Annotated in this window: 22 protein-coding genes and 1 pseudogene; 14 read left to right on the top strand and 9 right to left on the bottom strand. The window is 60.4% G+C overall.

The window, feature by feature from the left end:
- Nucleotides 1-1,434: an FAD/NAD(P)-binding protein gene (locus ACSQ2W_RS25320; RefSeq protein WP_436088860.1), complete on the bottom strand. Its 1,434-nt coding sequence runs from the start codon at nt 1,432-1,434 to the stop codon at nt 1-3.
- Nucleotides 1,435-1,457: 23 nt separating this feature from the next.
- Nucleotides 1,458-2,636, bottom strand: a complete 1,179-nt coding sequence (gene ssuD, locus ACSQ2W_RS25315) for an FMNH2-dependent alkanesulfonate monooxygenase (protein WP_436088859.1) — start codon at nt 2,634-2,636, stop codon at nt 1,458-1,460.
- Nucleotides 2,637-2,847: 211 nt separating this feature from the next.
- Here ssuD and ACSQ2W_RS25310 point away from each other — a divergent pair, with 211 nt between their 5' ends.
- From ACSQ2W_RS25310 to ACSQ2W_RS25295, 4 genes are all read left to right on the top strand, one after another.
- Nucleotides 2,848-3,390 (top strand): flavin reductase family protein, encoded by a 543-nt coding sequence (locus ACSQ2W_RS25310; RefSeq protein WP_436088858.1) that lies wholly within the window; start codon nt 2,848-2,850, stop codon nt 3,388-3,390.
- Nucleotides 3,391-3,575: 185 nt separating this feature from the next.
- The gene (tauA, locus tag ACSQ2W_RS25305) at nt 3,576-4,583 is read left to right on the top strand and encodes a taurine ABC transporter substrate-binding protein (protein ID WP_436088857.1); all 1,008 of its coding nucleotides are present in this window, start codon (nt 3,576-3,578) and stop codon (nt 4,581-4,583) included.
- A gap of 57 nt (nt 4,584-4,640) precedes the next feature.
- Nucleotides 4,641-5,432 (top strand): taurine ABC transporter ATP-binding protein, encoded by a 792-nt coding sequence (locus ACSQ2W_RS25300; protein ID WP_436088856.1) that lies wholly within the window; start codon nt 4,641-4,643, stop codon nt 5,430-5,432.
- The gene (locus tag ACSQ2W_RS25295; protein ID WP_436088855.1) at nt 5,429-6,271 is read left to right on the top strand and encodes an ABC transporter permease subunit; all 843 of its coding nucleotides are present in this window, start codon (nt 5,429-5,431) and stop codon (nt 6,269-6,271) included. The genes ACSQ2W_RS25300 and ACSQ2W_RS25295 overlap by 4 nt, the downstream gene beginning before the upstream one ends.
- Here ACSQ2W_RS25295 and ACSQ2W_RS25290 read toward each other — a convergent pair.
- Nucleotides 6,268-6,888 (bottom strand): RBBP9/YdeN family alpha/beta hydrolase, encoded by a 621-nt coding sequence (locus ACSQ2W_RS25290; protein ID WP_436088854.1) that lies wholly within the window; start codon nt 6,886-6,888, stop codon nt 6,268-6,270. The two genes, ACSQ2W_RS25295 and ACSQ2W_RS25290, sit on opposite strands and share 4 nt — an antisense overlap.
- A gap of 218 nt (nt 6,889-7,106) precedes the next feature.
- Here ACSQ2W_RS25290 and ACSQ2W_RS25285 point away from each other — a divergent pair, with 218 nt between their 5' ends.
- Nucleotides 7,107-8,324 (top strand): SfnB family sulfur acquisition oxidoreductase, encoded by a 1,218-nt coding sequence (locus tag ACSQ2W_RS25285; RefSeq protein ID WP_436088853.1) that lies wholly within the window; start codon nt 7,107-7,109, stop codon nt 8,322-8,324.
- 22 nt (nt 8,325-8,346) lie between these two features.
- Nucleotides 8,347-9,747: an LLM class flavin-dependent oxidoreductase gene (locus ACSQ2W_RS25280; RefSeq protein WP_436088852.1), complete on the top strand. Its 1,401-nt coding sequence runs from the start codon at nt 8,347-8,349 to the stop codon at nt 9,745-9,747.
- A gap of 55 nt (nt 9,748-9,802) precedes the next feature.
- Here the strand turns inward: ACSQ2W_RS25280 and ACSQ2W_RS25275 are convergent, their stop codons facing one another.
- From ACSQ2W_RS25275 to ACSQ2W_RS25265, 3 genes are all read right to left on the bottom strand, one after another.
- Complete coding sequence (locus ACSQ2W_RS25275; protein ID WP_436088851.1) at nt 9,803-11,014, bottom strand: acyl-CoA dehydrogenase family protein; 1,212 nt, start codon at nt 11,012-11,014, stop codon at nt 9,803-9,805.
- 175 nt (nt 11,015-11,189) lie between these two features.
- The gene (locus ACSQ2W_RS25270; RefSeq protein WP_436088850.1) at nt 11,190-11,651 is read right to left on the bottom strand and encodes an RrF2 family transcriptional regulator; all 462 of its coding nucleotides are present in this window, start codon (nt 11,649-11,651) and stop codon (nt 11,190-11,192) included.
- 233 nt (nt 11,652-11,884) lie between these two features.
- Nucleotides 11,885-12,931 (bottom strand): substrate-binding domain-containing protein, encoded by a 1,047-nt coding sequence (locus ACSQ2W_RS25265; protein WP_436088849.1) that lies wholly within the window; start codon nt 12,929-12,931, stop codon nt 11,885-11,887.
- Between the two features lie 345 nt (nt 12,932-13,276).
- On the opposite strand from ACSQ2W_RS25265, the gene ACSQ2W_RS25260 reads away from it, so the two are divergent.
- The 5 genes from ACSQ2W_RS25260 (at nt 13,277) to ACSQ2W_RS25240 (ending at nt 18,686) form a co-directional block, all read left to right on the top strand.
- On the top strand, nt 13,277-14,761 hold the full coding sequence (locus ACSQ2W_RS25260) for a sugar ABC transporter ATP-binding protein (protein ID WP_436088848.1): 1,485 nt from the start codon (nt 13,277-13,279) through the stop codon (nt 14,759-14,761).
- Nucleotides 14,758-15,798 (top strand): ABC transporter permease, encoded by a 1,041-nt coding sequence (locus tag ACSQ2W_RS25255; RefSeq protein ID WP_436088847.1) that lies wholly within the window; start codon nt 14,758-14,760, stop codon nt 15,796-15,798. Before ACSQ2W_RS25260 ends, ACSQ2W_RS25255 begins: the two co-directional genes overlap by 4 nt.
- A gap of 217 nt (nt 15,799-16,015) precedes the next feature.
- Nucleotides 16,016-16,864, top strand: coding sequence for a MetQ/NlpA family ABC transporter substrate-binding protein (locus tag ACSQ2W_RS25250; protein ID WP_436088846.1), 849 nt, complete (start codon nt 16,016-16,018; stop codon nt 16,862-16,864).
- A 135-nt stretch (nt 16,865-16,999) separates the two neighbouring features.
- Nucleotides 17,000-18,049 (top strand): methionine ABC transporter ATP-binding protein, encoded by a 1,050-nt coding sequence (locus ACSQ2W_RS25245; protein ID WP_436089000.1) that lies wholly within the window; start codon nt 17,000-17,002, stop codon nt 18,047-18,049.
- Nucleotides 18,030-18,686, top strand: coding sequence for a methionine ABC transporter permease (locus ACSQ2W_RS25240; RefSeq protein WP_436088845.1), 657 nt, complete (start codon nt 18,030-18,032; stop codon nt 18,684-18,686). The genes ACSQ2W_RS25245 and ACSQ2W_RS25240 overlap by 20 nt, the downstream gene beginning before the upstream one ends.
- 261 nt (nt 18,687-18,947) lie before the next feature.
- On the opposite strand, the gene ACSQ2W_RS25235 is transcribed toward ACSQ2W_RS25240, so the two are convergent.
- The 3 genes and pseudogenes from ACSQ2W_RS25235 to ACSQ2W_RS25225 all read right to left on the bottom strand — a co-directional run bounded on the left by ACSQ2W_RS25235 (nt 18,948) and on the right by ACSQ2W_RS25225 (nt 23,106).
- Nucleotides 18,948-20,942: a glycosyltransferase gene (locus ACSQ2W_RS25235; protein WP_436088844.1), complete on the bottom strand. Its 1,995-nt coding sequence runs from the start codon at nt 20,940-20,942 to the stop codon at nt 18,948-18,950.
- Nucleotides 20,924-22,161, bottom strand: a pseudogene (locus ACSQ2W_RS25230) (HlyD family secretion protein). The gene ACSQ2W_RS25235 and the pseudogene ACSQ2W_RS25230 overlap by 19 nt, the downstream one beginning before the upstream one ends.
- 372 nt (nt 22,162-22,533) lie before the next feature.
- On the bottom strand, nt 22,534-23,106 hold the full coding sequence (locus ACSQ2W_RS25225) for a TetR/AcrR family transcriptional regulator (RefSeq protein WP_436088843.1): 573 nt from the start codon (nt 23,104-23,106) through the stop codon (nt 22,534-22,536).
- A 454-nt stretch (nt 23,107-23,560) separates the two neighbouring features.
- On the opposite strand from ACSQ2W_RS25225, the gene ACSQ2W_RS25220 reads away from it, so the two are divergent.
- The 3 genes from ACSQ2W_RS25220 to ACSQ2W_RS25210 are packed head-to-tail and all read left to right on the top strand — an operon-like array spanning nt 23,561 to nt 26,381.
- Nucleotides 23,561-24,658 carry an ABC transporter ATP-binding protein gene (locus ACSQ2W_RS25220; protein WP_436088842.1) on the top strand — a complete coding sequence of 366 codons (1,098 nt, stop codon included), beginning with the start codon at nt 23,561-23,563 and terminating at the stop codon, nt 24,656-24,658.
- 3 nt (nt 24,659-24,661) lie between these two features.
- The gene (locus tag ACSQ2W_RS25215; RefSeq protein WP_436088841.1) at nt 24,662-25,564 is read left to right on the top strand and encodes an ABC transporter permease; all 903 of its coding nucleotides are present in this window, start codon (nt 24,662-24,664) and stop codon (nt 25,562-25,564) included.
- Entirely contained in the window at nt 25,557-26,381 is an 825-nt protein-coding gene (locus ACSQ2W_RS25210) for an ABC transporter permease (RefSeq protein ID WP_436088840.1), read from the top strand. The genes ACSQ2W_RS25215 and ACSQ2W_RS25210 overlap by 8 nt, the downstream gene beginning before the upstream one ends.
- Nucleotides 26,382-26,391 lie beyond the last annotated feature (10 nt).

The following is a 26,391-nucleotide window of genomic DNA, read 5'->3' as shown; positions in this document are numbered from 1 at the left end:
TTAGAGCGCGCGTCTCAGATTTTGCGAAGGCGACGCGCTCGCGGCCATAAGTGCGATGCCGTTCGCGACGAGCATGGCATGCTCGTTGACCTGCGGCAGCCCCATCAGTTCGCCGAAGGTTCCTCGCGCGAGCGGTCCAGAGATGAACAGGTCGGGATTGGTCTGCCCTTGCTGGTCGATTGCCCGGCTTTCGTCGTTGCAGGCAACCCCGAGCCCCGTATCGTCGAGCTTAAGAACACCCGTCTTCTCCATCTCCGACAGCCAGCCCTGGCTCGCAAGGATGCCGCCGTGGGCCGGGCCAGTGGTGACGACCACGGCATCGTAACTGCTCCGATCAATCTCTCCGCGGCCCCTTCGGCGCAGAGAGATTGAGATCGCATCGTCGCTTTGGACCACATCCACGATTGACGCCGCCAGCAATCTCAACCGGCCCGACGACAAGCCGCGATCGATAACCTGCTCGAGCTGCGGCGCGATGCGGAACCGGTGTACATCCCAGAACGGACGAAGATGGCGCACGAGCCGACGGCGTTCTAAGATCGGCAGCCTGCGCCAGATATGTCCGCCCTGCGCACGCAAGGCATCGAAGACTGCGTGCCAGCTCACACCTTGGGAAGCAGCCGCCCGAATGGCGGCGCGAACGCGGCGCAGCAGCTCCAGTGCGGTCGTTGCCCGCTCCGACGAAAAGTCGCCGAAGGGCTCCTGCGCCGCGGTCGCATGACCGCGCGAACGAAGACCGCGCCGGGAAAACAGGGTGATTGGACCACTGTGTCCGCGCTGGTCGAGCGTCGCGACGATGTCGGCCGAGGTCAACCCGGCCCCGACCACCAGAACGCGATCGTGCGGCCGGATGGCTGCGAGAGCATCCGGGACGGTGGCGTCGGGGATGTAGCGCGGATGCCCGGTCAGCGCTCGATCCAGGCTTTCAGGCGCATGAGGTGCCGGATGACTTGTGGCAACAACCAGAATATCTGCGAGGGTCTGACGCCCGTTCTCCGCAAGGACGAGCCAACCGGCACCCCGTCGAAGAACGCTTATGACGCGGCTTCTTTCGTGCCGGACGACGCCGCACAACACAAAGGGCTGGACATAATCGCTGACATATCGCCCGAAAACGCCCCGCCGGGGATAGAGGTTCCCATCTTCGGCAAGAGCAGCCCGGTCCTTGGCGATCTCGCCGTTTCGCTCGAGCCAATCCAGGAAATGATCGTCGTCGTCGAGTGCAAGGCTCATGCGACCGGCGGGTACGTTGACGCGGTGAGCGTCGTTCTCCGTATCATAGGCCAGCCCGCGCCCCAGATGCTCGCGCGGCTCGAAAACGACAATCCGTCCGTCGCCGAAAGCTGCATGCTGCGCCAGATGGGCCGCGACGGCGGCTCCGCTGAATCCGCCGCCGACGATTGCAACGATCAACCCGCTTTCGAGACGTCCCATATCATGCTCCTGGCATTGCGTTACTAGGATTGTGATACTTTCAGTTTGGGCCGGTGGTCGCCCGCTATCGTCTCGCCGAAGGGGCCGGTGTTGGCTGTCGTCTCCTTGTGCTTGACCGGATGGTTTAGCGACAGGTTCGGCAGCACCAGTTCTCCGAAACTATAAGCTTCTTCCAGATGCGGGTAACCGGACATGATAAATGTGTCGATACCGATCCGGCGGTACTCGTCGATGCGAGCCTTGACCTGATCGGGATCGCCCACCAGCGCCGTGCCGGCCCCACCGCGCACCAGACCGACACCCGCCCAAAGGTTCGGGCTGATCTCGAGCTTGTCCTTGCGGCCGCCATGCAACTGGCTCATCCGGTTCTGGCCGACCGAATCCATGCGGGCGAAGACCTTCTGGGCGGCGGCGATCGTGTCGTCATCGACATATTTGATCAGTGAATCGGCGGCAGCCCAGGCTTCCTTCGCCGTCTCGCGCACGATGACGTGGAGCCGGATGCCGAAGGTGATGTCTCGACCTTCGGCTTGCGCCAGTGCGCGGACTTCGGCGACTTTCTTTTCCACGTCCTCCGGCGGCTCGCCCCAGGTCAGGTACTTGTCGATGGTGCGGGCGGCAACCTGCTGGCCGATACCGGAGGACCCGCCGAAGTAGAGCGGTGGGTGCGGCTCCTGGTGCGTCGGGAACAGCAGCTTGCCATCCTCGATATCGTAGTGCTTGCCCTTGAAGGTGACATCCTCGCCACGCAGCACCGCCTTGTAGATGTTCAGGAACTCCTCGGTCACCTCGTAGCGTTCCTGATGCGAAAGATGGATGCCGTCGCCCTTATTTTCGACGGGATCACCACCGGTGACGACATTGATGAGAAGGCGCCCTTCCGAAATACGATCCAGCGTCGCCGTCATGCGGGCCGCCAGCGTCGGCGACAGGAGGCCAGGGCGCACGGCGACGAGAAAGCGCAGCTTCTCGGTCAGCGGCGCCAGTGCCGAGGCGACGACCCAGCTATCCTCGCAGCTGCGCCCGGTCGGGATGAGAACTCCGTAATAACCAAGCGCGTCCGCTGCCTGGGCTACCTGCTTGAGGTAGTTGAGATCGACACTGCGACCGCCGATCGAGGTGCCGAGATAGCGGCTGTCGCCATGCGTAGGCAGGAACCAAAGAACGTCGATCTTTTCCGGAACGGTGGCGACAATAGACATGGGCGAAAAACTCCAATCTCTTCAGCAGGATGGCAAATCATCGATAGGCCGGATTGTAACGGTCGTGCCATCATATGCGAAAACAATATAATCTATAAATTTTATTGACAATAAAAAAATCGCCATGCAGGCTTAGGCATCTTGAGGCGTTTCGGCCGGCCGGAAACAAGGTCGGCAGGACGCCGGCGTCTCCAGTGCCGAAAGGAAGCCCGTGACCCTTGCACTCAGAACAGGCGATGTCCCAGCCTCACCGACAATTGCATCCGCCGCCAACGATCTCACGCTGAAACTGGCGATGCGGTGCATGTCCGGCGGCGTTTCGGTCATTACTGCCGGCCGCGATAACGATCGCACCGGCGCCACGGTCACCTCGGCGACTGCCCTGTCCGTCGAACCGCCGACGATGATCGTCAACATCAACCGGACATCGTCGAGCTATCCGGTGATCCGCGCCCACGGCCATTTCTGCGTCAACATACTGTCCGTCGAGCAGCAGCCCATCGCCGACCGTTTTGCCGGCAAGGGCGGAATCAAAGGCATCGAGCGCTATCACGGCGCCGAATGGACAACGCTTGCCAGCGGCGCTCCGGTCCTGCTCGGCGCGCTCGCAGCCGTCGATTGCGAGGTCGAGGAGATCATCGAGCGCCACAGCCACGGCATCATCATCGGCCGCGCCGTCTCCGTCATCACAGGCGACGGACACTCGCTCGTCTACAACAATGGGCAATACGGCCGGTTCTTCGCAGAGACCTAGCCAATCAATAGGGGCCGGCGGAATGGCCCAGCCTTTGAACTTTAGAACATCATTGCGAAAAGACAGGCATTGGGAGAACAATATATCTACATTAAATATATCGACTAGGTGATCTTTACGGTGGCGTTTCCGCACACCCTGGGGGTCCGGGCCGGAAACAAGTCTCGAACGGCAAGAGGATCAACATGTCCATCACAAGACGTCTTTTCGTATCGGTGGCAGCAGCCACCGTTTTCATCGCCGCCAATACCGGCTCGTCCTACGCCGCCGATGTGACCGTCAACATCGGCTACCAGCCCATCGTCGAACCATCGCGCGTTCCGCAGGCTGACGGCACCTATGAGAAGGTGACGGGAGCCAAGATCAACTGGCAGAAATTCGATGGCGGTGCCGACGTAATCGCCGCCATTGCATCGGGATCGCTCGATATCGGCTACGTCGGCTCATCGCCGCTGGCCGCCGCCGCAAGCCGGGGGCTCGGGATCGAAACGATCTTCGTCGTCGGCCTGATCAGCGAGGCGGAAGCGCTGGCTGTCAAGGGTGTTACCAGGCCGGAGGAGCTGGCTGGCAAGACGATCGCCACGCCGTTCGTTTCTACGGCGCACTACAGCCTGCTCACCGCGCTGAAGCACTGGAACATTGATCCGAAGTCGCTTGAGATTCTCAATCTGCGCCCGCCGGAAATTGCCGCCGCCTGGGCGCGTGGCGACATTGACGGCGCCTATGTCTGGGATCCGGTTCTGACCGAGCTGAAGAAATCGGGCCCAGTGCTTGCGACCTCGGCCGATGTCGCCGACTGGGGCGGCCCGACATTCGATGCCTGGATCGTCAGCAAGACTTTTGCCGAAGCCCATCCGGAGGTGGTTACGGCTTTCGTGAAGGTCACCGGCGATGCCTATGCCGCCTATCGCGCCAATCCAGATGCATGGAACGGCACCTCGGCGGAGGCGGAGAAGATTGCGAAGCTGACCGGCGCCAAGCAGGATGAGGTTCCGGCGCTGCTCAAGGGCTATTATTTCCCCTCGCTCGAAGAACAGGCCGGCACCGGACTGCTGGGGGGCGGCACCATCAAGGCGGTTGCCGAGACATCGGCCTTCCTTCTGGAACAGGGCAAGATCCCGTCGGTCCTTCCGGACTATTCGCCCTACGTCTCGACCCGGTGGGTCGAGGAAGCAGCCAAGCTTTCCTTCTGAAAATGACGCACTCGCCGGGCGTCCCTGCCGACGCCCGGCATTCCGAAAGGCCGTGCCGTGAGCTCTCTTACCTTCGAAGGCGTTTCTCTGGACTATGGCGCGCCGAATGGTGCCTCGGCGCCCGTTCTCGACGCCATCAAATTGGGCATACGCTCAGACGAATTCGTCGCGGTCATCGGCCGATCTGGCTCCGGAAAGACAAGCCTGCTCAACCTCGCCGCCGGCTTTCTCACGCCGGGAAAGGGCCGCGTCGCGGTGGATGGAAAGCCGGTGACAAAGCCCGATGCCGACCGCGCAGTCGTCTTCCAGGACGACGCCCTCTATCCCTGGCTCGACGCTCGCGACAATATTGCCTTCCCCCTGCGGCTGCGCGGTGTGCCCGTGGCAGAGCGGCACCAAACGGCCGACCGATTGCTCTCCCATGTCGGACTTCCTGGCGCGGGCGACAAGAAAATCTGGGAACTGTCCGGCGGCATGCGCCAGCGGGTCGGCATAGCCCGCGCACTCGCGTCGGAACCGAAGTTCCTTCTCATGGACGAGCCCTTGGGCGCCCTCGATGCGCTGACACGGGAAAGGATGCAATCCTTCCTCCTCGGCGTCTGGGCGGAAAGCGGGGCCGGCGTCATGCTGATCACGCACAGCATCGAGGAAGCACTTTTCCTTGCCACGCGGATCATCGTGCTGTCGCCCACTCCGGGCCGCATCACCGCCGACATTCCGGTATCGTTCGGGCGAGCCGCGCTCGATGACAGATCTGCGCGCTCGATCAAGAAGGACCCGGCCTTCCAGGCACTGCACGACAGGCTGACAGACCTTATTCACGACACCAGAACGGAGCACGCCGCATGACGCTGCCGATGGAAACTCCGGCTCCCGCCGGCGCGATCGCGAAAGCCGACAATAGCGGCGCAAAGACGCGCCTCGCCACTCCGACCACGGTGATATCCGTGGGGACGGTTGCCGTCCTGATCATCGGCTGGTGGATGTTATCCTTCTACCAGGTGGTTTCGCCGGTCTTCCTGCCCTCGCCACTGACAGTTGCTGTCTCGCTCGGCAATCTCGCTACCACAGGTTTTGTGGATTCGACGCTGGCACAGCACACGCTGGCAAGTCTGCTGAGAATTTTCGCAGCCCTGATTGCCTCCGTCGCTATCGGCATTCCGGTGGGCCTCGCCATTGCATCAAGCGACGTCGGCAAGGGGATTTTCGACCCTATCGTGGAATTCCTCAGACCCTTGCCGCCGCTTGCCTATCTGCCGCTGATCATCATCTGGGTCGGCATCGGCGAGACCTCGAAAGTCGTTGTTATCTCGCTTGCCATGCTGCCGGCGATCATCCTCTCGACAGTTGCGGGGGTGAAATCTGTTTCGAAAGACCGGATCAACGCCGCCCGCTCCTTTGGAGCCACGCCCATCCAGGTCCTCCGGCATGTCACGCTTCCGAGCGCCCTGCCCTCGATCCTCACCGGGATCCGGATCGCGCTTGGTGCGGGATGGTCGACGCTCGTTGCCGCGGAGCTTGTCGCGGCAACGCGCGGCCTCGGATTCATGATTCAGGCGGCCGCCCAATTTCTTGTCACCGACGTCGTCATCGGCGGCATCCTCGCCATTGCCGTGATTGCCTTTCTGCTCGAAACCGCTGCGCGGCTGATCGAACGACGCTTCGTTCCATGGGGCAGCCGGCTCTAGGAAAGCAATCGTCTGTCCCGAACCAATCCCCGGAACGGGCGATGAGAACCGATCCTTGATGCCGTTCCGGCCATCGTGTCGGAACCGTCGCGTTGAAGGAGGGACGCGAGCCTGTAGCCATGCACCCAGCGCCCGAACCCGCTGGCCACATTGATGTGTCCAGCGTGACCAAGATCGATCAGATCGCTGCCCCAAAGAGACGCGTAGTGGCGGCATTGCTCGAACGGCATATAAGGGTCGTTGAGGCTCGCGACGACAAGGCTTGGAAACGGCAGGGGGGCTTCCGGCATCGCTCCGAAGCGAATGGCACCTGGGTGGATATATTCTGTCCTATCGAGATGACAGGGTGCAACAAGCAGTGCGCCGCGGATTCTTTCAGCCGATGCCCGAGCTGCGAGATGCGCAGCCAGCAAGCAACCAAGGCTGTGAGCGACGAGTATAACGTCGCCGTGCTTTCCGAGAACAGATTCAAGACGCGCGAGCCAAGCATCCAGATGCGGCCGGTCCCAGTTGTCCTGCTCCACCAGGCGCGAGCCTGGATGGTCGGACAGCCAGTGCTGCTGCCAATGGTCCGTTCCAGACCCCATGAAACCCGGCAGGATAAGTGTACGCGTCATCGCGTCGGCTCCCACAAACGAAGCGTGGATGCCCTTTCGCGAACGATCTGGCTTGAACCAAGACGGACACCCAACCATGACGCCAACTATGACGGCGGCTAAAAACTTCCGTAAGGAAAGAAAATTCAATATCCATAAAATCGATAGAATATGCTACCTTCACGAAAAATCTTGATTCCGTCACTGATGATCCACCCTCACAGGATTGGAAGCGATCTATGGCAACCGTGTCACATCTCTCCGAGCATATCCGCCCAGCGGCTCACCGGCTCAAGACGGAAGAGGAGGCTCTCGAAGAGGCACGGCGCCTCGCGTCGATCTTTGCAGAGCGGGCAAGCGAGCGCGATGTCAATCGCATCATTCCCTATGACGAGATCGACCTCCTGGCACAATCCGGCCTGCTCGGGATAACGGTGCCCAACGAGTACGGCGGCGCCGACGTGTCGAACGCCGTTCTTGCCGAGGTCATAGCGATCCTGTCGGAAGCCGACGGCTCGATCGGCCAGATCCCGCAGAACCATTTCTACATCCTCGAAGCGCTGCGCACAGACGGCAGCGAGGAACAGAAGAAATTCTTCTTTGGCCGGGCACTCGCCGGTGATCGTTTCGGCAACGCCCTGTCCGAAACGGGAACGAGAACCGTCGGCGACTACAACACCCGCCTGACGGCAGACGGCATCGGATACAGGATCAACGGGCGAAAGTTCTATTCGACCGGTGTTCTCTTTGCCGAATGGGTCGTCGTTTTCGCGCTGGATGCAGAAGACCAGCTCACCATGTCCTTCGTCCCGCGCAACAGCGAAGGCCTGCAGATCATCGACGACTGGGACGGTTTCGGGCAGCGGACCACCGGCAGCGGCACCACCGTTCTTCAGAATGTCTACGTCAACGCGGACGCTGTTGTGCGCCATCACCGGGGGTTCGAGCGGGCGACGACGATCGGCTCCGTCGGCCAGATCATCCACGCAGGTATCGATCTCGGTATTGCGCGCGCCGCTTTCAAGGAAACCATCGATTTCGTCCGCAATAAGGCCCGCCCCTGGATGAACAGCGGCGTTGAGCGCGCCTCGCAGGACCCGCTGACCATCGCCAAGGTCGGCAGTCTCGCAATCCGGCTAGAGGCGGCGTCGGCGCTCGTCGAGCGGGCCGGACACAAGGTCGACATCGCCCAGGTCAACCCGACCGAAAAAAATGCGATCGAGGCAACACTGGCCGTCGCCGGCGCCAAGGTACTGACCACGGAAATCGCACTCGAAGCAACCAACACGCTGTTCGAACTGGCCGGAACGTCCTCGACCAAGGTGGGGCTCAACCTCGATCGCCACTGGCGCAACGCCCGCACGCACACGCTCCATGATCCGGTCCGCTGGAAGTATCACGTCGTCGGCGACTACCACCTCAACGACACCTTGCCGCCGCGCAACGGCGCCCTCTGAATTCCCTGGGGAACGGATGATCATGAGCCGCGAAATACGCCTGAATGCCTTCGACATGAACTGCGTCGGTCACCAGTCGCCGGGCCTCTGGACGCATCCACGCGATCAGTCGCACAGATACAAGGATCTCGACTACTGGGTTCACCTGGCCCAGACGCTCGAGCGCGGCAAGTTTGACGGGCTGTTCATTGCCGACGTGCTCGGCGTCTACGATGTGCTGAACGGCAACACCAATGCAGCACTCAAGCATTCGGCCCAGGTGCCGGTGAACGATCCGCTGCAGCTCGTGCCGACCATGGCCTACGTCACCGAGCATCTCGGTTTTGGCCTGACGGCCTCGCTGTCCTTCGAGCATCCCTACACCTTTGCTCGGCGCATCTCGACGCTTGATCATCTGACGAAAGGCCGCGTCGGCTGGAACATCGTCACATCCTATCTCAACTCCGGCGCGCTCAACATCGGCCAGGCGCAGCAGGTCAAGCATGACGACCGCTACGATCTGGCCGAGGAATATCTCGAGGTCTGCTACAAGCTCTGGGAGGGCAGCTGGGAAGACGATGCGGTGGTCCGCGACCGGGCAAGCGGCATCTTCACCCATCCGGAAAAGGTCCACCCCATTCGGCATGACGGTCAGTACTTCAAGGTACCCGGCATTCACCTGAGCGAGCCGTCGCCGCAGCGCACACCGGTTCTTTACCAGGCTGGCGCCTCAAGCCGTGGCAAGGATTTCGCCGGCGCCAATGCCGAATGCATCTTTGTGGCGGCGCCATCAAAAACCGTTCTGAAGCGCTATGTCTCAAACGTCCGCGAAGCCGCCGAGCGCGCCGGCCGCAATCCGCGCGACATCCTCGCCTTCAACCTGCAGACCGTCATTCTCGGCGAGACCGATGCGGAAGCGAAAAAGAAGTTCGACGAATATCGCAAGTATGTGTCCTACGAGGGCGCACTGACGCTGATTTCCGGCTGGACCGGCATCGATTTCGGTCAGTTTGGGCCTGACGAGCCCTTGCGCCACCGCTACACCAATGCTGTCCAGTCCGCCGTAGAGACCTTCACCACCATCGATCCGGACAAGGTCTGGACCGTCAGGGAAATGGCCGACTGGGTCGGCATCGGCGGTTTTGGCCCGGTCTTCGTCGGCTCGCCACAGACGGTTGCCGATCTGCTGCAGGAATGGGTCGAGGATACCGACGTCGACGGATTCAACCTAGCCTATGCCGTCACGCCGGAAACTTTTGAGGACGCGGTCGATCTTCTGGTCCCGGAACTGCAGAAGCGCGGTGTCTACAAGACGGACTACGCAAAAGGTACGCTGCGCGAAAAGCTGTTCGGACAGGGACCGAGGCTCCAGGCCCCGCACCCCGCCGTCAATTTCCGCAACCTGTCGGGACGGGATACGAGGATCGCCTCCGGCCAAAACTGACGACAAGACTGCTGCCACCGGTGTCTTTGTTTGTGGTCGGGCACCTCCTGCAAGGTCAGCTGTAAAGGCTGACCTCAGGAATGCGGTCGTTCAACGCGAACTCCCCCACTTCCCTGGCCTTGTAGAACACAGGATCGTGCAGGGTGTGCGTCCGGACATTGCGCCAATAACGATCAAAGCCATAATGCGCGGCCGTGGCGCGCGCACCCATCAGTTCGAAGACTTTGGAGGTGATATCAAGCGAGACGTGGGTGGCGTGGACCTTTGCTTCGTAGGCAGCGATGGCCGCCTCCCCGCGCTGCCGTTCGGTGACGGACTTCCCACGCGCCAGCGCTTCCTGCACCTCGCCTGCCGCTTGGTCGGCAAGAGCCAAGGAAGCTTTGAGCGTCGATCGGTACTCCCCGACGCGCTCCAGAATATAAGGATCGTCCGATGCCTTTGCGACGCCGGACGTGATCCAGGGTCGCGTGGTGGTGCGGACATAGTCGAGCGCTGCGTTCAGAGCGCCTTCCGCCGTGCCGAGATAGAAATTGACGAAGACGAGCTGGATCAACGGTGTGTTGAATGTCGCAAGCACGGGAGGCTTGTCCGAGGGATCAGCGAGCGGCTGGATGAAATCGTCATGCGTCACCGGAAAATCATGGAATTCGACGCTGCCGCTATCGGACAGACGCTGGCCGATATTGTTCCAGTCGTCATTGGTGACGTAACCCGGCCGATCGGTCGGGATCACGAAATTGGCAATCTTGCCGTCGATGGTGGCGTTGACATTGATGCGGTCCGAAACACGCGCGCCGGTCGAGAAGGTCTTGCGGCCGTTGAGGACATAACCGTCGCCTTTGCGGGAAAGCACGAGGCCGGGGTCGCGTGGATTAACGGCGGCGCCCCAGTAGAGGTTACGGGCAACGGTCTCGATGCCCAGTGCTTTTGCCTTCGCGGGATCGGACGCGCCCCAGTAGATGTACTGGCTGTTGACATAGTGATAACCCAGCAGCTGGCCGATCGAGCTTTCGCCGCGCGAAAGGATACGCACGAGCCTGAATGCTGACACCCAGTCGATCCCGCTACCGCCGATCTCCTTGGGATGCAGGGCATTGAGCAGCCCGGCCATTTTCAGCATCTGGATTTCCTCAAGCGGCGGCCTGCCCGCGGCATCGAGCGCAGCGCCCCGCGCAGTCAGATCCGCTGAGATGTCTTCGGCCCGGGCAAACAACCCTGCCAGACCGTCCTCATGCCTGGGATTGCGCAGGATTTGTGCGTCACTCATCGCCTGTATCTCCGTATCGGTGTCGATCGGATAATTTGTATATAAATTACATAGATTAAACAGGAATTTTATTCCGTATCGGCTGGGCCTTCGAAAAATCTCCTGCCGACAACCCCGGCGTCAGACGCAAAAAGGGCCGCAAGCGACCCTTCTGTTCGGTAACAAGTTCCGGCCCTCAGACCGCTTCGGGTTCCCAAAGCATTTCGATGGCATCGGCCCGGTTGTCATTCGCCGCAAACTGTTCCAGCGTCATGTTGTCGAGGACAGACGCGATGGCATCGCGGACATGGCTCATGGAACGGCGAACATGGCAACCAACCGGATCGGAACAATCGTCGCAGGCCTCGAAGGCCGTCCGGCTTGCGCAGCGAATGGGTGCTAGAGGGCCGTCAAGCGTGCGGATGACCTGCCCGATGTGAATGTCGGATGCGGGACGCGAGAGGCAGTAACCACCGCCCGGCCCTTTCTTGGATCGCAGTATTCCCGCCTTGCGCAAGTCCAGGAGAATGGTATCCAGGAACTTCTTGGGAATATTGTTCCGCGTTGCAATTTCAGTCACAAACGCCGTTTCACCAATATCGAGCTGTGCAAGATCAACAAGAGCCTTCAGCCCGTACTTACCTTTTTTCGTCAGCATTCCAAACAACTCTTTCAATGAAGATGGCCGTCGAAAGGGCCATCACCGCCATCATATCTTGCGAGAACGAATTCCGGTGGCCAGGTAATTCGGTTTATTCTGGCTACTGCGGAATTGCGACGGCCTCAAGACAACAATTGATTCATTGCATAGATTTAGTGATCAAGTCTGAATTGAAAGACCCGGCAGCAACATTTCGGCTTGGCTGTGCGCTGCCGGGCGGGGGATCGAGATCAATAGAGCTTGGCGGGGATCCAGTCCGCGGTGACTGCGTCGCTTTCGCTGAACGCCGGCACTTTCGCCGCCAGTTCCTCGATCGTCTTGACACCGGCTTCCCGCAGTTGCGCCTGCGTCAGCAGCGCTGGTTTGACGAGGATCGTGGCAGGAACCTCCTGGCCGGCAATCTGAAGCGCGACGGCCCGAATGGAAACCGCACCGACGACAGCCGGGTTGGTCGCAACGGTCGCAACCCACGGACTGCCCTCCTCGACGATTTCCTGAATATCGGCAGTGGAGACGTCGGCGGAATAGATCTTGAGCTTGTCGGATATCCCAAGATCGGCCGCCGCCAGCTTTACGCCGCGGGCGAATTCATCATAGGGCGCGAAGACCACATTGATATCGGGGTTGGCGGTCAACGCGGCCTTTGCCTGATCGGCGGTGCTGGTCGCGGTCGTATCGTTCACCACACCAAACCGGGCTTTTTCGACGACACCAGCATTGTCGGCCCTAAATTTTTCCCAAACCTCGTTGCGGCGGTCCAGCGGCGCAAATCCTGCGACATAGACGTAACCGGCATTGAAGCTGGTGCCGTTATCCTTGACGACCTGCTCAAGCGCAAGGCGCGACAGTTCGTGGTCGCTCTGTTCCACCTGCGGAATCGCCTTGTTGTTGAGATTGACGTCAAACGCCACGACCTTGATGCCCGCGTCGATCGCCTGCTGCGCCACGTCACTGATCGCTTCCGGTTGACCGTGGTCGATCACAATGCCCTGGAGGCCGAGATTGATGGCCTGGTTGATCTGCTCACGCTGCTCGGCCGCATTCTGTTTTCCCGGAAAGATCCGCAGATCGATGCCAAGCGCCTTGGCCTGTGCCTCGGCGCCTGCCTGGTATGCCTGGAAGAAATCCCCACCCGAAATATAGGCAATCAGCGCCACCTTGACGCCACCCTTGTCGAATGGCGCGGGTGCCCCCTCCAGCCCCTCGGCCTGTGCGCCGCCCATGAGACCAAATGTTATGAATGCCGCGGACGCCAGTCCCGCAAAAAGATGTCGCATTGTCTGATCCCTTCTTGATCGCTCTCAGTTACAGCGTCGATCCATGCCGGATCCGCTCCATTAACTTATATATTCTAGGTATTTTATAGACAAATATGGACTTCTGTTTTTGCTCGCCGCCGGAGAAATTTCATCTTCGAAACAGAGGCGCGACAGAACAGGCAATCATTACGCATCTGCAGAGGCGGGACGCCAGTAGACCCCGGTGCGATGTTTCATGCCGCGACCTTCCGCCAGAACGAATTTGTCGGGAAGCCCTCAAGTTTGGAATCCCCTTTCAGCACGCCTAGCGGATTTGCATACATTCTATAGATTACATACTTTATGCCACAACCGGTTATCATAATGCCCCTTTTGAAGATCGACAGACTGGCCCGTTCATTCGGACCCACGCGGGCACTTACGGGGGCCAGCCTCGAGGTGGACGCCGGAGAAATCGTGGCCCTGATGGGAGCGAACGGGGCCGGCAAGTCGACCTTGGTGAATATTCTGTCCGGCGCGCTTGATGCGGACAGCGGCACCATCACATTTGCCGGTCACCCTTATGCGGTGCGATCTCCCGCGGACGCCGGCCACGCCGGTATCGTGACCGTCCATCAATCCACCGACCGGGTCGGGGCCCCCGGATTGACCGTGGCCGATGCCCTCTTGCTCAACAACTACGCCGACGGATCGGCACCGTTCTTCGTGAGCAGACGAACCATCCGCCGGAAGGCTCGCGACATCTTGACGGCAGCGGGCTTCGAATTGCCACTGGATCTGGATTTCGCCGACCTGTCGGCTGCCGATCGTCAACTGATCGCCATCGCCCGCGCTGTCGCGCGCAAGGCGTTAGTCCTCATCCTGGACGAACCAACAGCCAGCATTTCCGGACCGGAGTCCGAGCGGCTCTATCGGATCCTGAAGCGCTTGCGCGGCGAAGGAATGGCGATCCTCTATATCTCGCACAGGATTGCCGATCTGGAAGCGCTGGCAGACAGGGTCGCCGTCATGCGCGGCGGCCAGGTAATCGCCAGCTTCAATCGCCCCGTCGATTTCGAAAAGGCCGTCGAAACGATGATCGGGCGGCCACTGCAGTCGGCTCGACCGGATACGCGCGAGGTGATCGGCGCACCGATCTTCGCAATGCGGAATGCTTCCCTGCTGCCGGGGACGATTCCCTTCGACCTTGATCTCCACGCCGGCGAGGTTGTCGCGATTTCGGGCGTGCTCGGCGCGGGAAAAAGCCGGCTTCTCTCGGCGATCTTTGGCAATGCGGCGTTGGCCGGCGGAACCATGCGCCTTGATGGCATCCTCTACGCACCCACTTCTGTTCGGGCCGCGATTGATGCCGGCGTGTTCATGGCAGCGGAAGACAGGCACCGCTCTTCGCTGATGCCTGCGGATTGGCCGGGAAGTACGCTTGCCGCCACCATCAGCCTGCCGCATCTCGCGACCTGGTTTCCGTCCGGCTTCCTTCTGGGCCGACGCGAGCGGGCCGAAGCCGGGCGTGCCATTCACCGGCTCGGCATCAGGGCATCAGGACCGGATGCCGCCATATCCTCGCTCTCCGGCGGCAATCAGCAGAAAGTCATCCTCGGGCGATGGGAGGCGGAGCCGAGCCGCCTTCTTCTGCTCGACGAGCCCTTCCAGGGTGTCGACGTCGGCGCCCGCCACGACATCATCACGGCGATCCGCGCCAATACACAGCGTGCCACGCTGATCGCCACATCCGATCCGGAGGAGGCGCTCGAAGTCGCCGACCGGATCCTCTTCATCGACCATCACACGCTGACACCGGCGGCTTTGAACCCGGCATCGGCACAGACATTCGAGGCAGCAGCACGATGACACCGATCGACAACCAGACACGGGCGTTGAGCGCCAGCGCGCGACCAATCCCGCTCGAGCGACTGCGAACGCTTGTGCGCACCAGCGCCGTCTTCATCCTTTTGGCTGCGATGATCGTCGGCTTTTCGATCGCCCAGCCTGCCTTCATCAATCTCGCCAACCAGATGAGTATTCTCCAAGCCGTCTCGGTGGTCGCCATCCTCGGCGCCGGGGTCACTGTGACGCTGGCCGTCGGCGGCTTCGATCTGTCGATCGGCGCCGTTGCCGCCTCCAGCGTCATGGCGGCGAGCTACGCGATGATCGTCTGGGGGCTGAATGTTACCCAGACCGTGCCGCTGGTCCTCGCCTTCGGCGCCCTTGTCGGCCTGTCCAATGCTTTTCTGATCGTCAAGCTGAGGGTGCCTGACCTGCTTGCAACCCTCGCAGTCATGTTTCTGCTGAGTGGCCTCCAGCTGATCCCGACGGCAGGCCGCTCGATTTCATCGGGGCTCATTCTTCCCGACGGTTCGACGGCAACCGGCAGCTACGACCCCGCCTTCCTGCTAATCGGCCGATCGAGCCTGTTCGGCCTAGTTCCGGCGCCCGTCGCGGTCATGCTTCTGGTCGCGCTCGCTCTCTACGTTGTGACCGAGCATACCCGCGTCGGTCGCCTGCTGTTTGCCACGGGCGGCAACGAGGTCGCGACGCGGCTCGCGGGCGCCTCGGTTCCACGCCTCAAAACGCTCGCCTACGTGCTTTCCGGCACCCTTGCCTCGCTCGGCGGCATCATCGTGGCTGCCCGCGTCGGACGCGGCGATGTCTCGTCGGGAGGATCGCTGCTGATGGATGCCGTGGCGGCATCTCTGATCGGCTTTGCGGTGCTCGGCCTGCGCCGCCCCAATGTCTTCGGCACGATCGTCGGCGCCGTCTTCGTCGGCATCCTCCTGAACGGGCTGACGATGCTGAACGCGCCCTACTACACCCAGGATTTCGTCAAGGGCGCCGTTCTCGTCGGCGCGCTGGCACTCACTTACGGGCTCGGGCGCAGTACGCGCTGACGCCGCAGCAACTGCGGCTTCGTGCTAATGCGGATGCCGTCGATCTCAATAGTATATAAAATCAATAGAAAATTGATTTGCGTGCAGGGACAAGGGCAGAAGAATTTTCCCGCATCAATCCGCACAAAACATAATCATTCTTCGCTTATCAAATAGGCATTTGCGATCCTGAGCTCAGAAACAGCCTTATCCTCCCAGGAATTGTACAGGATCCCTCATGAGCAACATCTTCGCCCCACTCTCCAAGGCAGCAACGCTTTCCCGCCGCGCGGCGCTTGCGGTCTTGCTGGCCTCGACATTCGCCGTCGCGGCCTCCTCGCTTCCGGACACTTCCTTTGCCGAGGACGCAAAGTCGATCAAGGTCGGCATCATCAGCGGCGAGGACGAAGATGTCTGGCGCGTTGTGACGGCGGAAGCCGCCAAGCAGAATCTGACGATCGAGACCGTGGTCTTCAACGACTATACGCAGCCAAACGAAGCGCTCGAGCGTGGCGAAATCGACGCCAATGCCTTCCAGCATCAGCCTTACCTCGAAAATCAGATCAAGACACACGGCTACAAGATCGTCCCCGTCGGTTACACCGGCGTCTGGCCGATCGGGCTCTATTCTAAGAAATTCACCAAGATCGCGGATCTTCAGGATGGCGCAATCGTTGGTGTACCGAACGACCCTTCCAACGAGGGCCGCGCTCTGCGCGTGCTGCAAAATGAAGGCCTGATCAAGCTGAAGGACGGTACCGGCATTCTGGCCACCATTGCCGACATCGTCGAGAATCCGAAGAAAATCGAGATCAAAGAACTCGACGCGGGCGTCGTTGGCCGCGCCATCGATGATCTGGATGGCGCCGTCGTCAACACCGACTGGGCCCTGAAGAGCGGCCTGACGCCCGACAATCGCATTGCCCAGGAGCCGGTAGCCGATAATCCCTACCGCAACTTCATCGCGGTCAAGGCCGGTCAGGAAAACGAGCCCTGGGTCAAGACGCTTGTCTCGGCCTACCAGAACGACACCGTGAAGGCCGAGTTCGATCGGGTCTACAAAGGCACCGGTATCAGCGCATACTGATACGGACCAACCACAGAAACTGCGAAGGCGGCTGTCGGACTTTCGTCCGGGCCGCCTTTGGCGTTGACCATTGATTGCCGCGACAGCGGAAAAGGACGTTCGATGAATTCCCATACCACCGTGGCCCCGATTGCCATGCCGCACAACGCCGACGACAGGCCGGATGTCGTCAGGCTGGCCGATGTCAGGCGCCGCTTCGGCAAAACTGCAGCACTCGACGGCGTCTCGCTCTCCGTGCGCAAGGGTGAGATCCTCGGTATCATCGGCCGCAGCGGCGCGGGAAAGTCCACGCTCATCCGTTGCCTCAACGGGCTGGAACGGCCGGACTCTGGCACCGTGCTGATCGAAGGACGCGATATCACCGGCCTTTCCGAACGACAGCTTCAGCCGCTGCGGCGCAAGATCGGCATGATCTTCCAGCACTTCAACCTGCTGTCGGCCAAGACGATCGAGGAAAACGTTGCCCTGCCGCTGAAGATCGAAGGCCTGCCGAAAGCCGCGCGCCTGAAACGCGCCGCGGAACTGCTGGATCTCGTCGGGCTGTCGGAAAAGGCAACGGCCTATCCGTCGTCGCTGTCGGGCGGCCAGAAGCAGCGTGTCGGCATCGCCCGGGCGCTGGCCGCCCGGCCGGCGCTACTTTTGTCGGACGAAGCCACATCGGCGCTCGACCCGGAAACCACACATGCGATCCTTGACCTTCTCAAGGACATCAACAAAAAGCTCGACCTGACCATTCTGCTGATCACGCATGAGATGGAAGTGGTGCGCAACATCGCCGACCGGGTCGCGGTCATTGACGGCGGGCGCATTGTCGAGGAAGGCGCTGTCTGGTCGGTCTTTGCCGATCCCCGCAGCGAGACCACACGCAGCCTTCTCAGCACCATCCGGCCGCAACTGCCCGACCATATCGCACGCCGCCTCAGCCAAAGCCCGGGCGGCGAAGCGGTGCTCCGCGTCGATCTGGCCGGGCCGGACGCCAATTCGCCGCTCTTTGCCGATCTCTCGGCCGCACTGCCGAATTCCTTCCGGCTGATCCATGGCGGCATCGACCACATCCAGGAGCAGCCGGTTGCACGTTTCTTCATCGGCGTGCCCGACCCATCCCGGCTGGATCCCGTCCTGCAATTTCTGAAGGGTCGCTCGGCCCGCGTGGAGGCCCTTGGTTATGACGCCCGTTCTACTTGATCTTCTTCTCCGTTCGATCTGGGAAACCCTTCTGATGACCGGCGCCTCCGGCCTCATTTCCCTGCTGGCGGGACTTCCGCTCGGTCTGGCGCTGATTGCCACCGATCGCGGCGGCATTGCCGAAAATCTCTGGGTCAACCGGCTGCTCGGCGCCATCGTCAACGGCTTCCGCTCCGTACCTTTCATCATCCTGCTGGTGGCGCTCATCCCCGTCACGCGGCTGATCGTCGGCACAGCGCTCGGCACTTGGGCGGCGATCGTGCCGCTGGCGATTGCTGCGACACCCTATTACGCCCGGATAGCCGAGGTGTCGCTCAGGGAGGTCGACCGGGGCCTGATCGAAGCGGTGCGCGCCATGGGTGGCAATCGCTGGACCATCATCCGCGAAGTGCTGGTGCCGGAAGCCTTGCCAGGCATCGTCGCCGGCTTCACCGTCACGCTCGTCACCCTCATCGGCGCGTCGGCGATGGCCGGCGCGATCGGGGCCGGCGGGCTGGGGGATCTCGCGATCCGCTACGGCTATCAACGCTTCGAGACAGGCGTGATGATCGCCGTGGTCATCGTGCTCATCGTCATGGTCTGCGGCATCCAGTGGCTGGGCGACCGGCTGATGGCCCGTATCGATCACCGCGCCTGATTGCCAGCTGGCAGCCTATCGGAAACCCTCTCGCGGACAAGGCGGGCAACCCGATCTGCTCCGGATTCATGAACGGCTCTCTCGGCATCCTCCAGAAGGCCCACCCGAAGGGAACAGGTATCTATTCCTGGGATACCGAACAGGAAATGCCCGGAGACTTCATGCCCCTGCGGCTTCCCGGCAGAATCCTCCGGGCCGCATGACGTTCATCGTTCGTGTCTGGAGGAAACAGTCTTGTTCCGACCCCTGTATCGCAGACAACTATGCAGTGCGCGTGCGCCCAAAGGCACGCAGCAACAGGTTCACCGAGACGGCGACCTTGTCGATATCGGGAATGTCCTGCGAATAGCGCCCGGTATAGAGCTTGACGATCATCTTGTCCCGCTCCGCCCCGTGCAGGTCGAAATGAAGATGGAGGTAGTAACGCCGCATGTCGCCTGAGCGGCTGATGTCCCCGCGCCGCTGCGTCGCCTGCCTGAACTCCGCCTCAATCGTCTCGAAGCCGTCGATCGCCAGCCGCACACGTGTGGATTGAAACCGTGTTTCCGTTGGAACCGTGACCACCGCCTTTTCGAGCGAGAGGCTCACAAGGCGGCCGGGGAAACCATCGACATTTGCGGACTCGTCGAGCTTGAACGCTTGAAAGAGGCGCCGCGGCTTTTCGAAACAGATCAGCGAAGCAATGACGAGCACCATGATGTTGATCCCGGCCCAGAGCGCCGCGATCGGCGAAAACGCGCCCTGTATTCGCGCCGTTTCCGGAACGATGTTGATGACTACGCCGAGGGCGGTGACGACGATGAAGCATGCTATCCAGGTAAAGGTGTAGGCGTCGAAGACGCCCTCCTCGTTGCCGCTGCCCTTGGGCGTCACCTTGAACGGCTTGCCGAACGGCCGTACCAGGCTGGAGATCACAGTCGGCAACATGCGGAACGACGCGAAAGTACCTACGGCGCTGGAGACTATCGGCAGATAACGGGTCGGCGTGATCCAGAGCATCAAGAGGAAATAGGCGGCCAACAGCGGCACCTGGTGGGAGACATAATCGGCAACCTCGGTGAAATAGAGCGGTAGCGCACCGAACCAGAAATAGGCGATCGGCACGACCAGCACCATGAAGCGAACCAGATATTGCACCAGCCAGGACATCGGCAGGAACATGATCCGCTGGAAGAGGGTGAGCCCTGGCCCTCGCAGCGGGCCGTTATGCAGGTAGAGCGTCTGGATGCCCCCTTGGCACCAACGCTCACGCTGGACGAAATAGCCGGTCAGGTTTTCGGCAGCCAGACCCATCGACAGCCGCTCGTTCAGGTAGCGGGTTTTGTAGCCTTTGTTGAGCATCGAAAGCGTTGTCAGCAGGTCTTCCGTGATCGACTCGGTCGGGAAGCCGCCGATCGCGTCGACCGCCTTGCGGCGGGCGATCGAGCAGGAGCCGCAGCAGAAGCTCACGTCCCAGCCATCGCGGCTCGGCGCAATCTCGTCGAAGAACAGGCGCTGCTCGTCCGGCCATATGTTCTCAAGGCCGAGATTGGATTGCACCGGATCGACGTTAAAGAAGTGCTGCGGCGTCTGGACGATGCCGATGGTCCCGTCCGAAAAGAACGGCAACGTTCGCCTGAGGAAATGACGGTAAGGCACGAAGTCCGCGTCGAAGATGGCGACGAAATCGCCGGAACTGACGCGCAAGCCATTGTTCATATTACCGGCCTTGGCATGGGCGTTGTCGCTGCGGGTCACATGAATTGCGCCGTGTCGTTCGCAGTAGGCCTTGAGCCAGTCGCGACGGCCGTCATCGAGCACATAAATTCTCAGCTTGTCTTTGGGATAGTCGAGCGCCAGCGTCCCGACGATCGTTCTCTCAAGCACGTCGAGCGGTTCGTTGTAGGTCGGGATGAAGACGTCGACCGTGGGCAGTTCGCTCTGCTGGCGCTGAAAGAACGCCTGCGCGAGCCGGTCCGCCTCGGCGCTACGGTCGACGTAGCGGCTCATCAGGATGAGAAAGAGGACGACCTCTGAGAAGCCCAGAAGCTCGATGATGAAGATGAACCAAACCCAATAGAAGTTGGCGCCGTCAGTGGGATAGGGAAGAACCGTTTCCGTCAGGCGCCAGAGCATGTAGCGCGCTGCCGCAATGGCAACGAAGGCGCAGGTGACCGCCCGCGTCCAGGTTCGACGGCGCGACCAGTTGAATGGCCCGATCAGAAAGAAGGCGATGACGGCAAGGGTCGGCGCCAGCGCTAGAAGAGACTGAACCATAGGCTTTCGATCCATTGCGACAGCCGAACGGCGCGTTTGGAAATACGCACCTGGGCCGTTCGACCGACTTGGCAGAAATTGGCGAAGTCGGCGTTGAGCGGCGAAGGGGCAAGCCGGATACGGATCCGGGCATTGCGCTCGTCGGTTTCCGGCTCGTTGGCGGCCAGCAGATCCTTCTCGACGAGAGCGGAACTGCCCTTTACCGATTGCACCTGACCCTTGAAGACCTCGGCGCGCCCGAAGAGCCGGACCTCCGCCTCGCGGCCGGGATAGATCTCGTCGTAGTCGACCTCGGGAACGAGAATATCGACGAACATCTCCCGGCAATCGAGCACGCGCATCATCTCGTTGTTCAAGATGACGTTGGAGCCGCCAACGATATTCCTGCTCCAGATGACGCCCTCAAACGGCGATAGAATCGTCGCCGATTCGAGGCTGCGAACGCGGCGCTCCTCCTCCGCCATTTGCTGTTCGCTCTGGCTCGCCCGCGTCCTGTTCTCGGCGATCCGCGTGTTGAGGTCATTGATGCGAACGATCACCTCGTCCTCTCGCTGGCGGGAATAGGGCACGTCGTTTTGACCATCGCCGACGACGAATATGCCCTGGCGCACGGCATCCAATCGGTGCTGCAGCAATTCGACCGTCAGATTGTTCACCTCGACCTCGCCGCCCGTCGCGGCGCCGGCCGCCTGCGCCGACTCCACCATCTTGCGGGTGAAAATGCCCCGCGACTCCAAATCCTGCCTGCGGTCGAGATCCACTTTTGCCACCAGATCCTGGGCGCGTGCTACTTCGACCCTCTTGTGCGCAGGATCTGCAATTCCCGCTCTAGGCTGGCAATGGTCGCGCGCTGGAAAACTTCGAGCCGTTCGGCAAGCTGATTGCGCAGCCGGGACAGCTCGTCGCGCTCCTGCTCAAGCGCCGCCGCACGTTCGACGGCGGTGCGGTGTTCTGCGCGCAGCGACGCAAGGATTGCCCGGTTGACGCGTTCGTTGCGAATGGTCGCAAGTGCCTCACCCTCGCTCACCGGCGTCCCGATGCGCAGCGGTGATCCCGCGACCTCGCCGTCGATCGGCGCGTTTATGACTGCAAGGCGTGCATTGACAGTGCCATCCAAGCTGGTGAAGCCCGTCAAACCCGGCAACAGGGCGACGGCCACAAGCACCAGGAGCAAAATGCCGACCGCGATCCGCGTGAAGCGATGGTTCAGAATCCTCATCTCAAGCGTCCGTTCTGTCGCGTGAGCACGGGTTCGCATCACGATTTCGCTCGCGCTGCGCCGCATCAGGCATTCATCAGTATTTGACGTCGAACAACCCTAAATTTTGCAGATCTTAGTAGTGAAAAATGAAAATGCCTATATCTAAATGGTCCAAGCGTTAAATATCGGCTGCATGACAATGAATATCCGTACTGCTATGAGAATAGCTGAGAGAAGAGATTAAAATATAATTAGACACTAATAAAGTAAAACGCGATGGAATGGCTTAAAGAATGTCAGACAGGACATCGCATGATGCACACTCCGACAGAGACACCAGCTTCACCGGCGAACTCGTTTCGTTTTACGACGGGACATTTCAGCTTGGAGCTACTTCTCGCCAAAGATCAAGCTTAGCAGCTCCCTAATTTGCGGCAGGAGCGCCTCGAAATGACTGTCCAGACTCATGTCGTCATCCTTGATGAACGCAATGTAGTGCGCATTCCAATGGTTGTAGATAACGGCCGCAAGAGCCGCGGCATCGAAGGCGCCTCCCCTCCGCGTCTCGCTCGGCTGATCCCTCAGGACGCTTTCGATTTCGTCCCTCAACACCGCGTCGATTTGCACATAACGCTGAACAAACTCCGATTTCGGCTGGCGGATGGCTGCTGAGTCGGCATAGCGCCAGACCGGCTTGTTGAAGATCTGCATCGAGTATTTTGTGAAACGCGTGAGCAGGTCGGCCAGGTCTACCGCCAGCCCCTTGCCGCTTCGTCTCGCAATGCGCCTGTTGCTCTCAACCGCCCGAACGTGTCCGTCAAGAATGATGGCGAGCAACAGTTCGTCCCTGGTGCCGAAATAATTGAAGACTGTCGGCGTCGAAACACCGACCTCCGCGGCAATGGCGGCCATCGTCGTGCTTTCGATGCCGTTCTGTTCAAACAGCCGTTTCGCGACGGTCAAGATCGCGTCCCGACGCTGACTCTTCTGCCTCGAACGCAGCCCCGGCGGATTCTCCTCAACCGACCTCTTCCTCATTTCACGCCTTTCTTTTATTCAATAAAATATTTTATTGACACAAATTATTTATCGCATACGGTATGCGCATAGACAAACATAAAAACAAGAATGGGAACGATGGAAATCAAGCAGATGATGAGGTTCCGCGCCTGAGAAGAACGGCTGCGTAGAGCGCTGACGGCTGCCAGCACGTCTGGCGGTGGCGTTCTGCGACCTGCCACATGCATTTCAGGTTTGGCATAGGCGCCCCACCGCACAACGAGGTTTCTCGTTGCAGCGCGAGTGCTCGTGCGTCCGTCGATCCGGCACCTTGGAGATCAAGCGAAGGCCTTCCCGCAAGGAAGTTCCCGACCGCATGCCGATTTCGCGCAGCAATTTGAACTGAGCTGGGGAGCAGATGACTGTACAATCGCGCGCCACGTCCGGAAGTGCCGTCAACATGCTCGGCGTCATCAAGGATTTCGACACGTTCCGGGCTGTCGATGGTGTCACCCTGCAAATCCAGCCCAATGAATTCTTCACGCTGCTCGGCCCCTCCGGATGCGGCAAGACCACCCTTCTCAGGTTGCTGGCCGGATTCGAGACGCCGACCTCCGGCGGCATTCTACTCGGCGCAAAGGACATTTCGCGCCTCCCGCCCAATCAGCGGCCGATCAACACGGTCTTTCAGAACTATGCCCTGTTTCCTCATTTGACTGTTGCCGAGAACATCGGCTTCGGACTGAAGATGCAGGGTCGGCCGAAGTCCGAAATCGCAATGACCGTCGAAGAAATGCTGCGCCTGGTCCGGCTGGAAGGGCGCGGTGACAGGCTCGTGACCAGGCTTTCGGGCGGCCAGCAGCAACGCGTAGCGCTTGCCCGTGCTTTGGCGCGCAGACCACAAGTTCTATTGCTGGACGAACCACTTTCCGCGCTTGACCTCAAGCTGCGGCAATCGATGCAAATCGAACTCAAGCGTCTTCAAGCCGAAACCGGCATCACCTTCGTCTTCGTCACCCACGACCAGGAAGAGGCGCTAACCATGTCAGACCGCATTGCGGTCATGCATGCCGGCCGTATCCTGCAAGTCGGCTGCTCCCGGGATATCTACGAGCATCCGGCCGACAGGTTCGTTGCGGGATTTATCGGCGAAACCAACTTTCTTCAGGCCGAACTTAAAACCGTCGATGGCATCACCGGAGCCGTGCTGCTCAAGAATGGTGTGCAGGTATCGGCCGGCCTTTCGGAAACGGCCCCACGCCAGGGCACGGTTACCATCGTCATTCGCCCCGAACATATAGAAATCGCGGCACCTGGCGCAGCAGGCTCGATCCCCGCGACAGTCAGGACAGTTGTCTATTTTGGCACCGACACGCACATCCATGCCAACCTTGCCGATGGAACACCAGTCGTTGTCCGCCAGCAGAACCGCAGGGACGGCAATGGCATCCCGCAACCGAATACCGCAATCGGCCTCATAATCCCGGCCGGAGCCTCACAAGTACTGAGGGATTAAGCCATGACAGCCGATGCCGATATCGCGGAAGCTCAGATCAGCCACAAACGGTGGCTTACCCTGCCTGCCCTGTTTTGCATCCTGGTGTTCGGCGTTGTGCCTCTTCTAACGGTGCTGCTTTATTCCCTCATGAAGCCATCGGAATATGGCGGTGTCGTTCCAAAATTCTCGTTCGATGCCTATGTTTCGTTGCTGTTCCAGCGGGACATCTTCGATGACACCCTCACCTTCTCGCCGGACTACCTGGTTATCTTTGCGCGCACGCTGTTGTTCGGTGCGGCCACAACCCTCCTCTGCCTGCTGATTGGGTTTCCGACTGCCTACTACATGGCGACCCGGCCGCAGCATACCCGCAACAGATGGGTGCTGCTGATCACCATCCCCTTCTGGTCGAATCTGCTCGTCAGAACCATCGCCATCATGTTCATCATCCGCGACGAAGGCCTGATCAACATGATCCTGATGTCATTGGGTCTGGTCGACAGGCCGGTCGGCATGATTTTCACCGATTTTGCGGTGATACTCGGCCTGATCTACAGCTTCCTGCCCTTCATGATCCTGCCGGTCTATGCGGCGCTCGAGAAGATCGATTTCCGGCTCGCCGAAGCCGGCTTCGATCTCTATGCCTCGCGCTTCCAGGTTTTGTGCCGGATCATCATCCCGCTTGCCATGCCCGGAATCATTACCGGCTGCGTTCTCGTATTCATCCCCACATTCGGCGCCTATGTGACGCCGCTCCTGCTCGGCGGCGGCCGTCATATGATGATCGGCGATCTTATTGCGCTGCAATTCGGCTCGTCGCGGAACTGGCCGCTGGGCTCGGCCTTTGCCACCGTCCTCATGGGTTTCGTTCTATTGGCGCTCTACTTCCAGGCGCGCAAGGCGATGGAGATCAGTCATGGCTAAGGCTTTCATCAAAGGCGTGGCCGACGTCAAACGGCAACCCGGTTTCGGCCTGATCGCTGGCGTCTGTATCGCCGTCCTCTACCTGCCACTGATGATCATCGCGGCCTATTCATTCAACGCCGCGAGCAATATCGGCGCCGGCTGGAGCGGCTTCACCGTCGACTGGTATGCCTCGGCGCTGCAAAATAGAGAGTTCTACGACTCGGCCATTCTCTCTATCGGACTGGCATTCGCCGCCATGGTAATATCCACCACTCTGGCGACGGCCGCCGCCCTGGGCACGACACGCGGCAGACCCTGGCGCGGCCAAACGGCCACCTTCGTCGCGATCACCACACCGCTGGTGGTTCCCGAGATCGTGACAGGCATTTCCCTCCTCGCCTTCTTTTCCGCCATCGCTGCGCTCGTCGATATCAATCTCGGCCTCGGCAAACTGTTGATCGCCCATGTGACCTTCTGCATCCCCTTCGCCTACCTGCCGATCAAGGCTCGACTGGAAGGCATGGATGAGACCCTCGACAGCGCGGCCGCCGATCTCTACGCCACCCGCTGGCAGACATTCCGCTATGTGACCCTGCCCCTGCTCGTGCCGGGTATTTCCTCCGGCGCCGCCCTCGCCTTCATCGTTTCTTTCGACGATTTCACCATCACGCAACTGATCGCCGGACCGGGGGAAACGACACTTCCGCTCTACATCTACACCCGCATCAGACGGGCTTTGACCCCGGAGATCAACGCCATGTGCACGCTGCTGCTGCTGATCTCATTCATCTTCATTATCCTGTCCTTCGGCATATCAAAGCGCCGGAGCCAGTGAAGTTCGCGTA

Origin of the sequence: Pararhizobium sp. LjRoot255 (assembly GCF_964252905.1) — a bacterium.
In the GTDB taxonomy this organism is placed as follows: Bacteria; Pseudomonadota; Alphaproteobacteria; order Rhizobiales; family Rhizobiaceae; genus Pararhizobium.
This window is presented reverse-complemented; position numbering and strand designations above follow the sequence as displayed.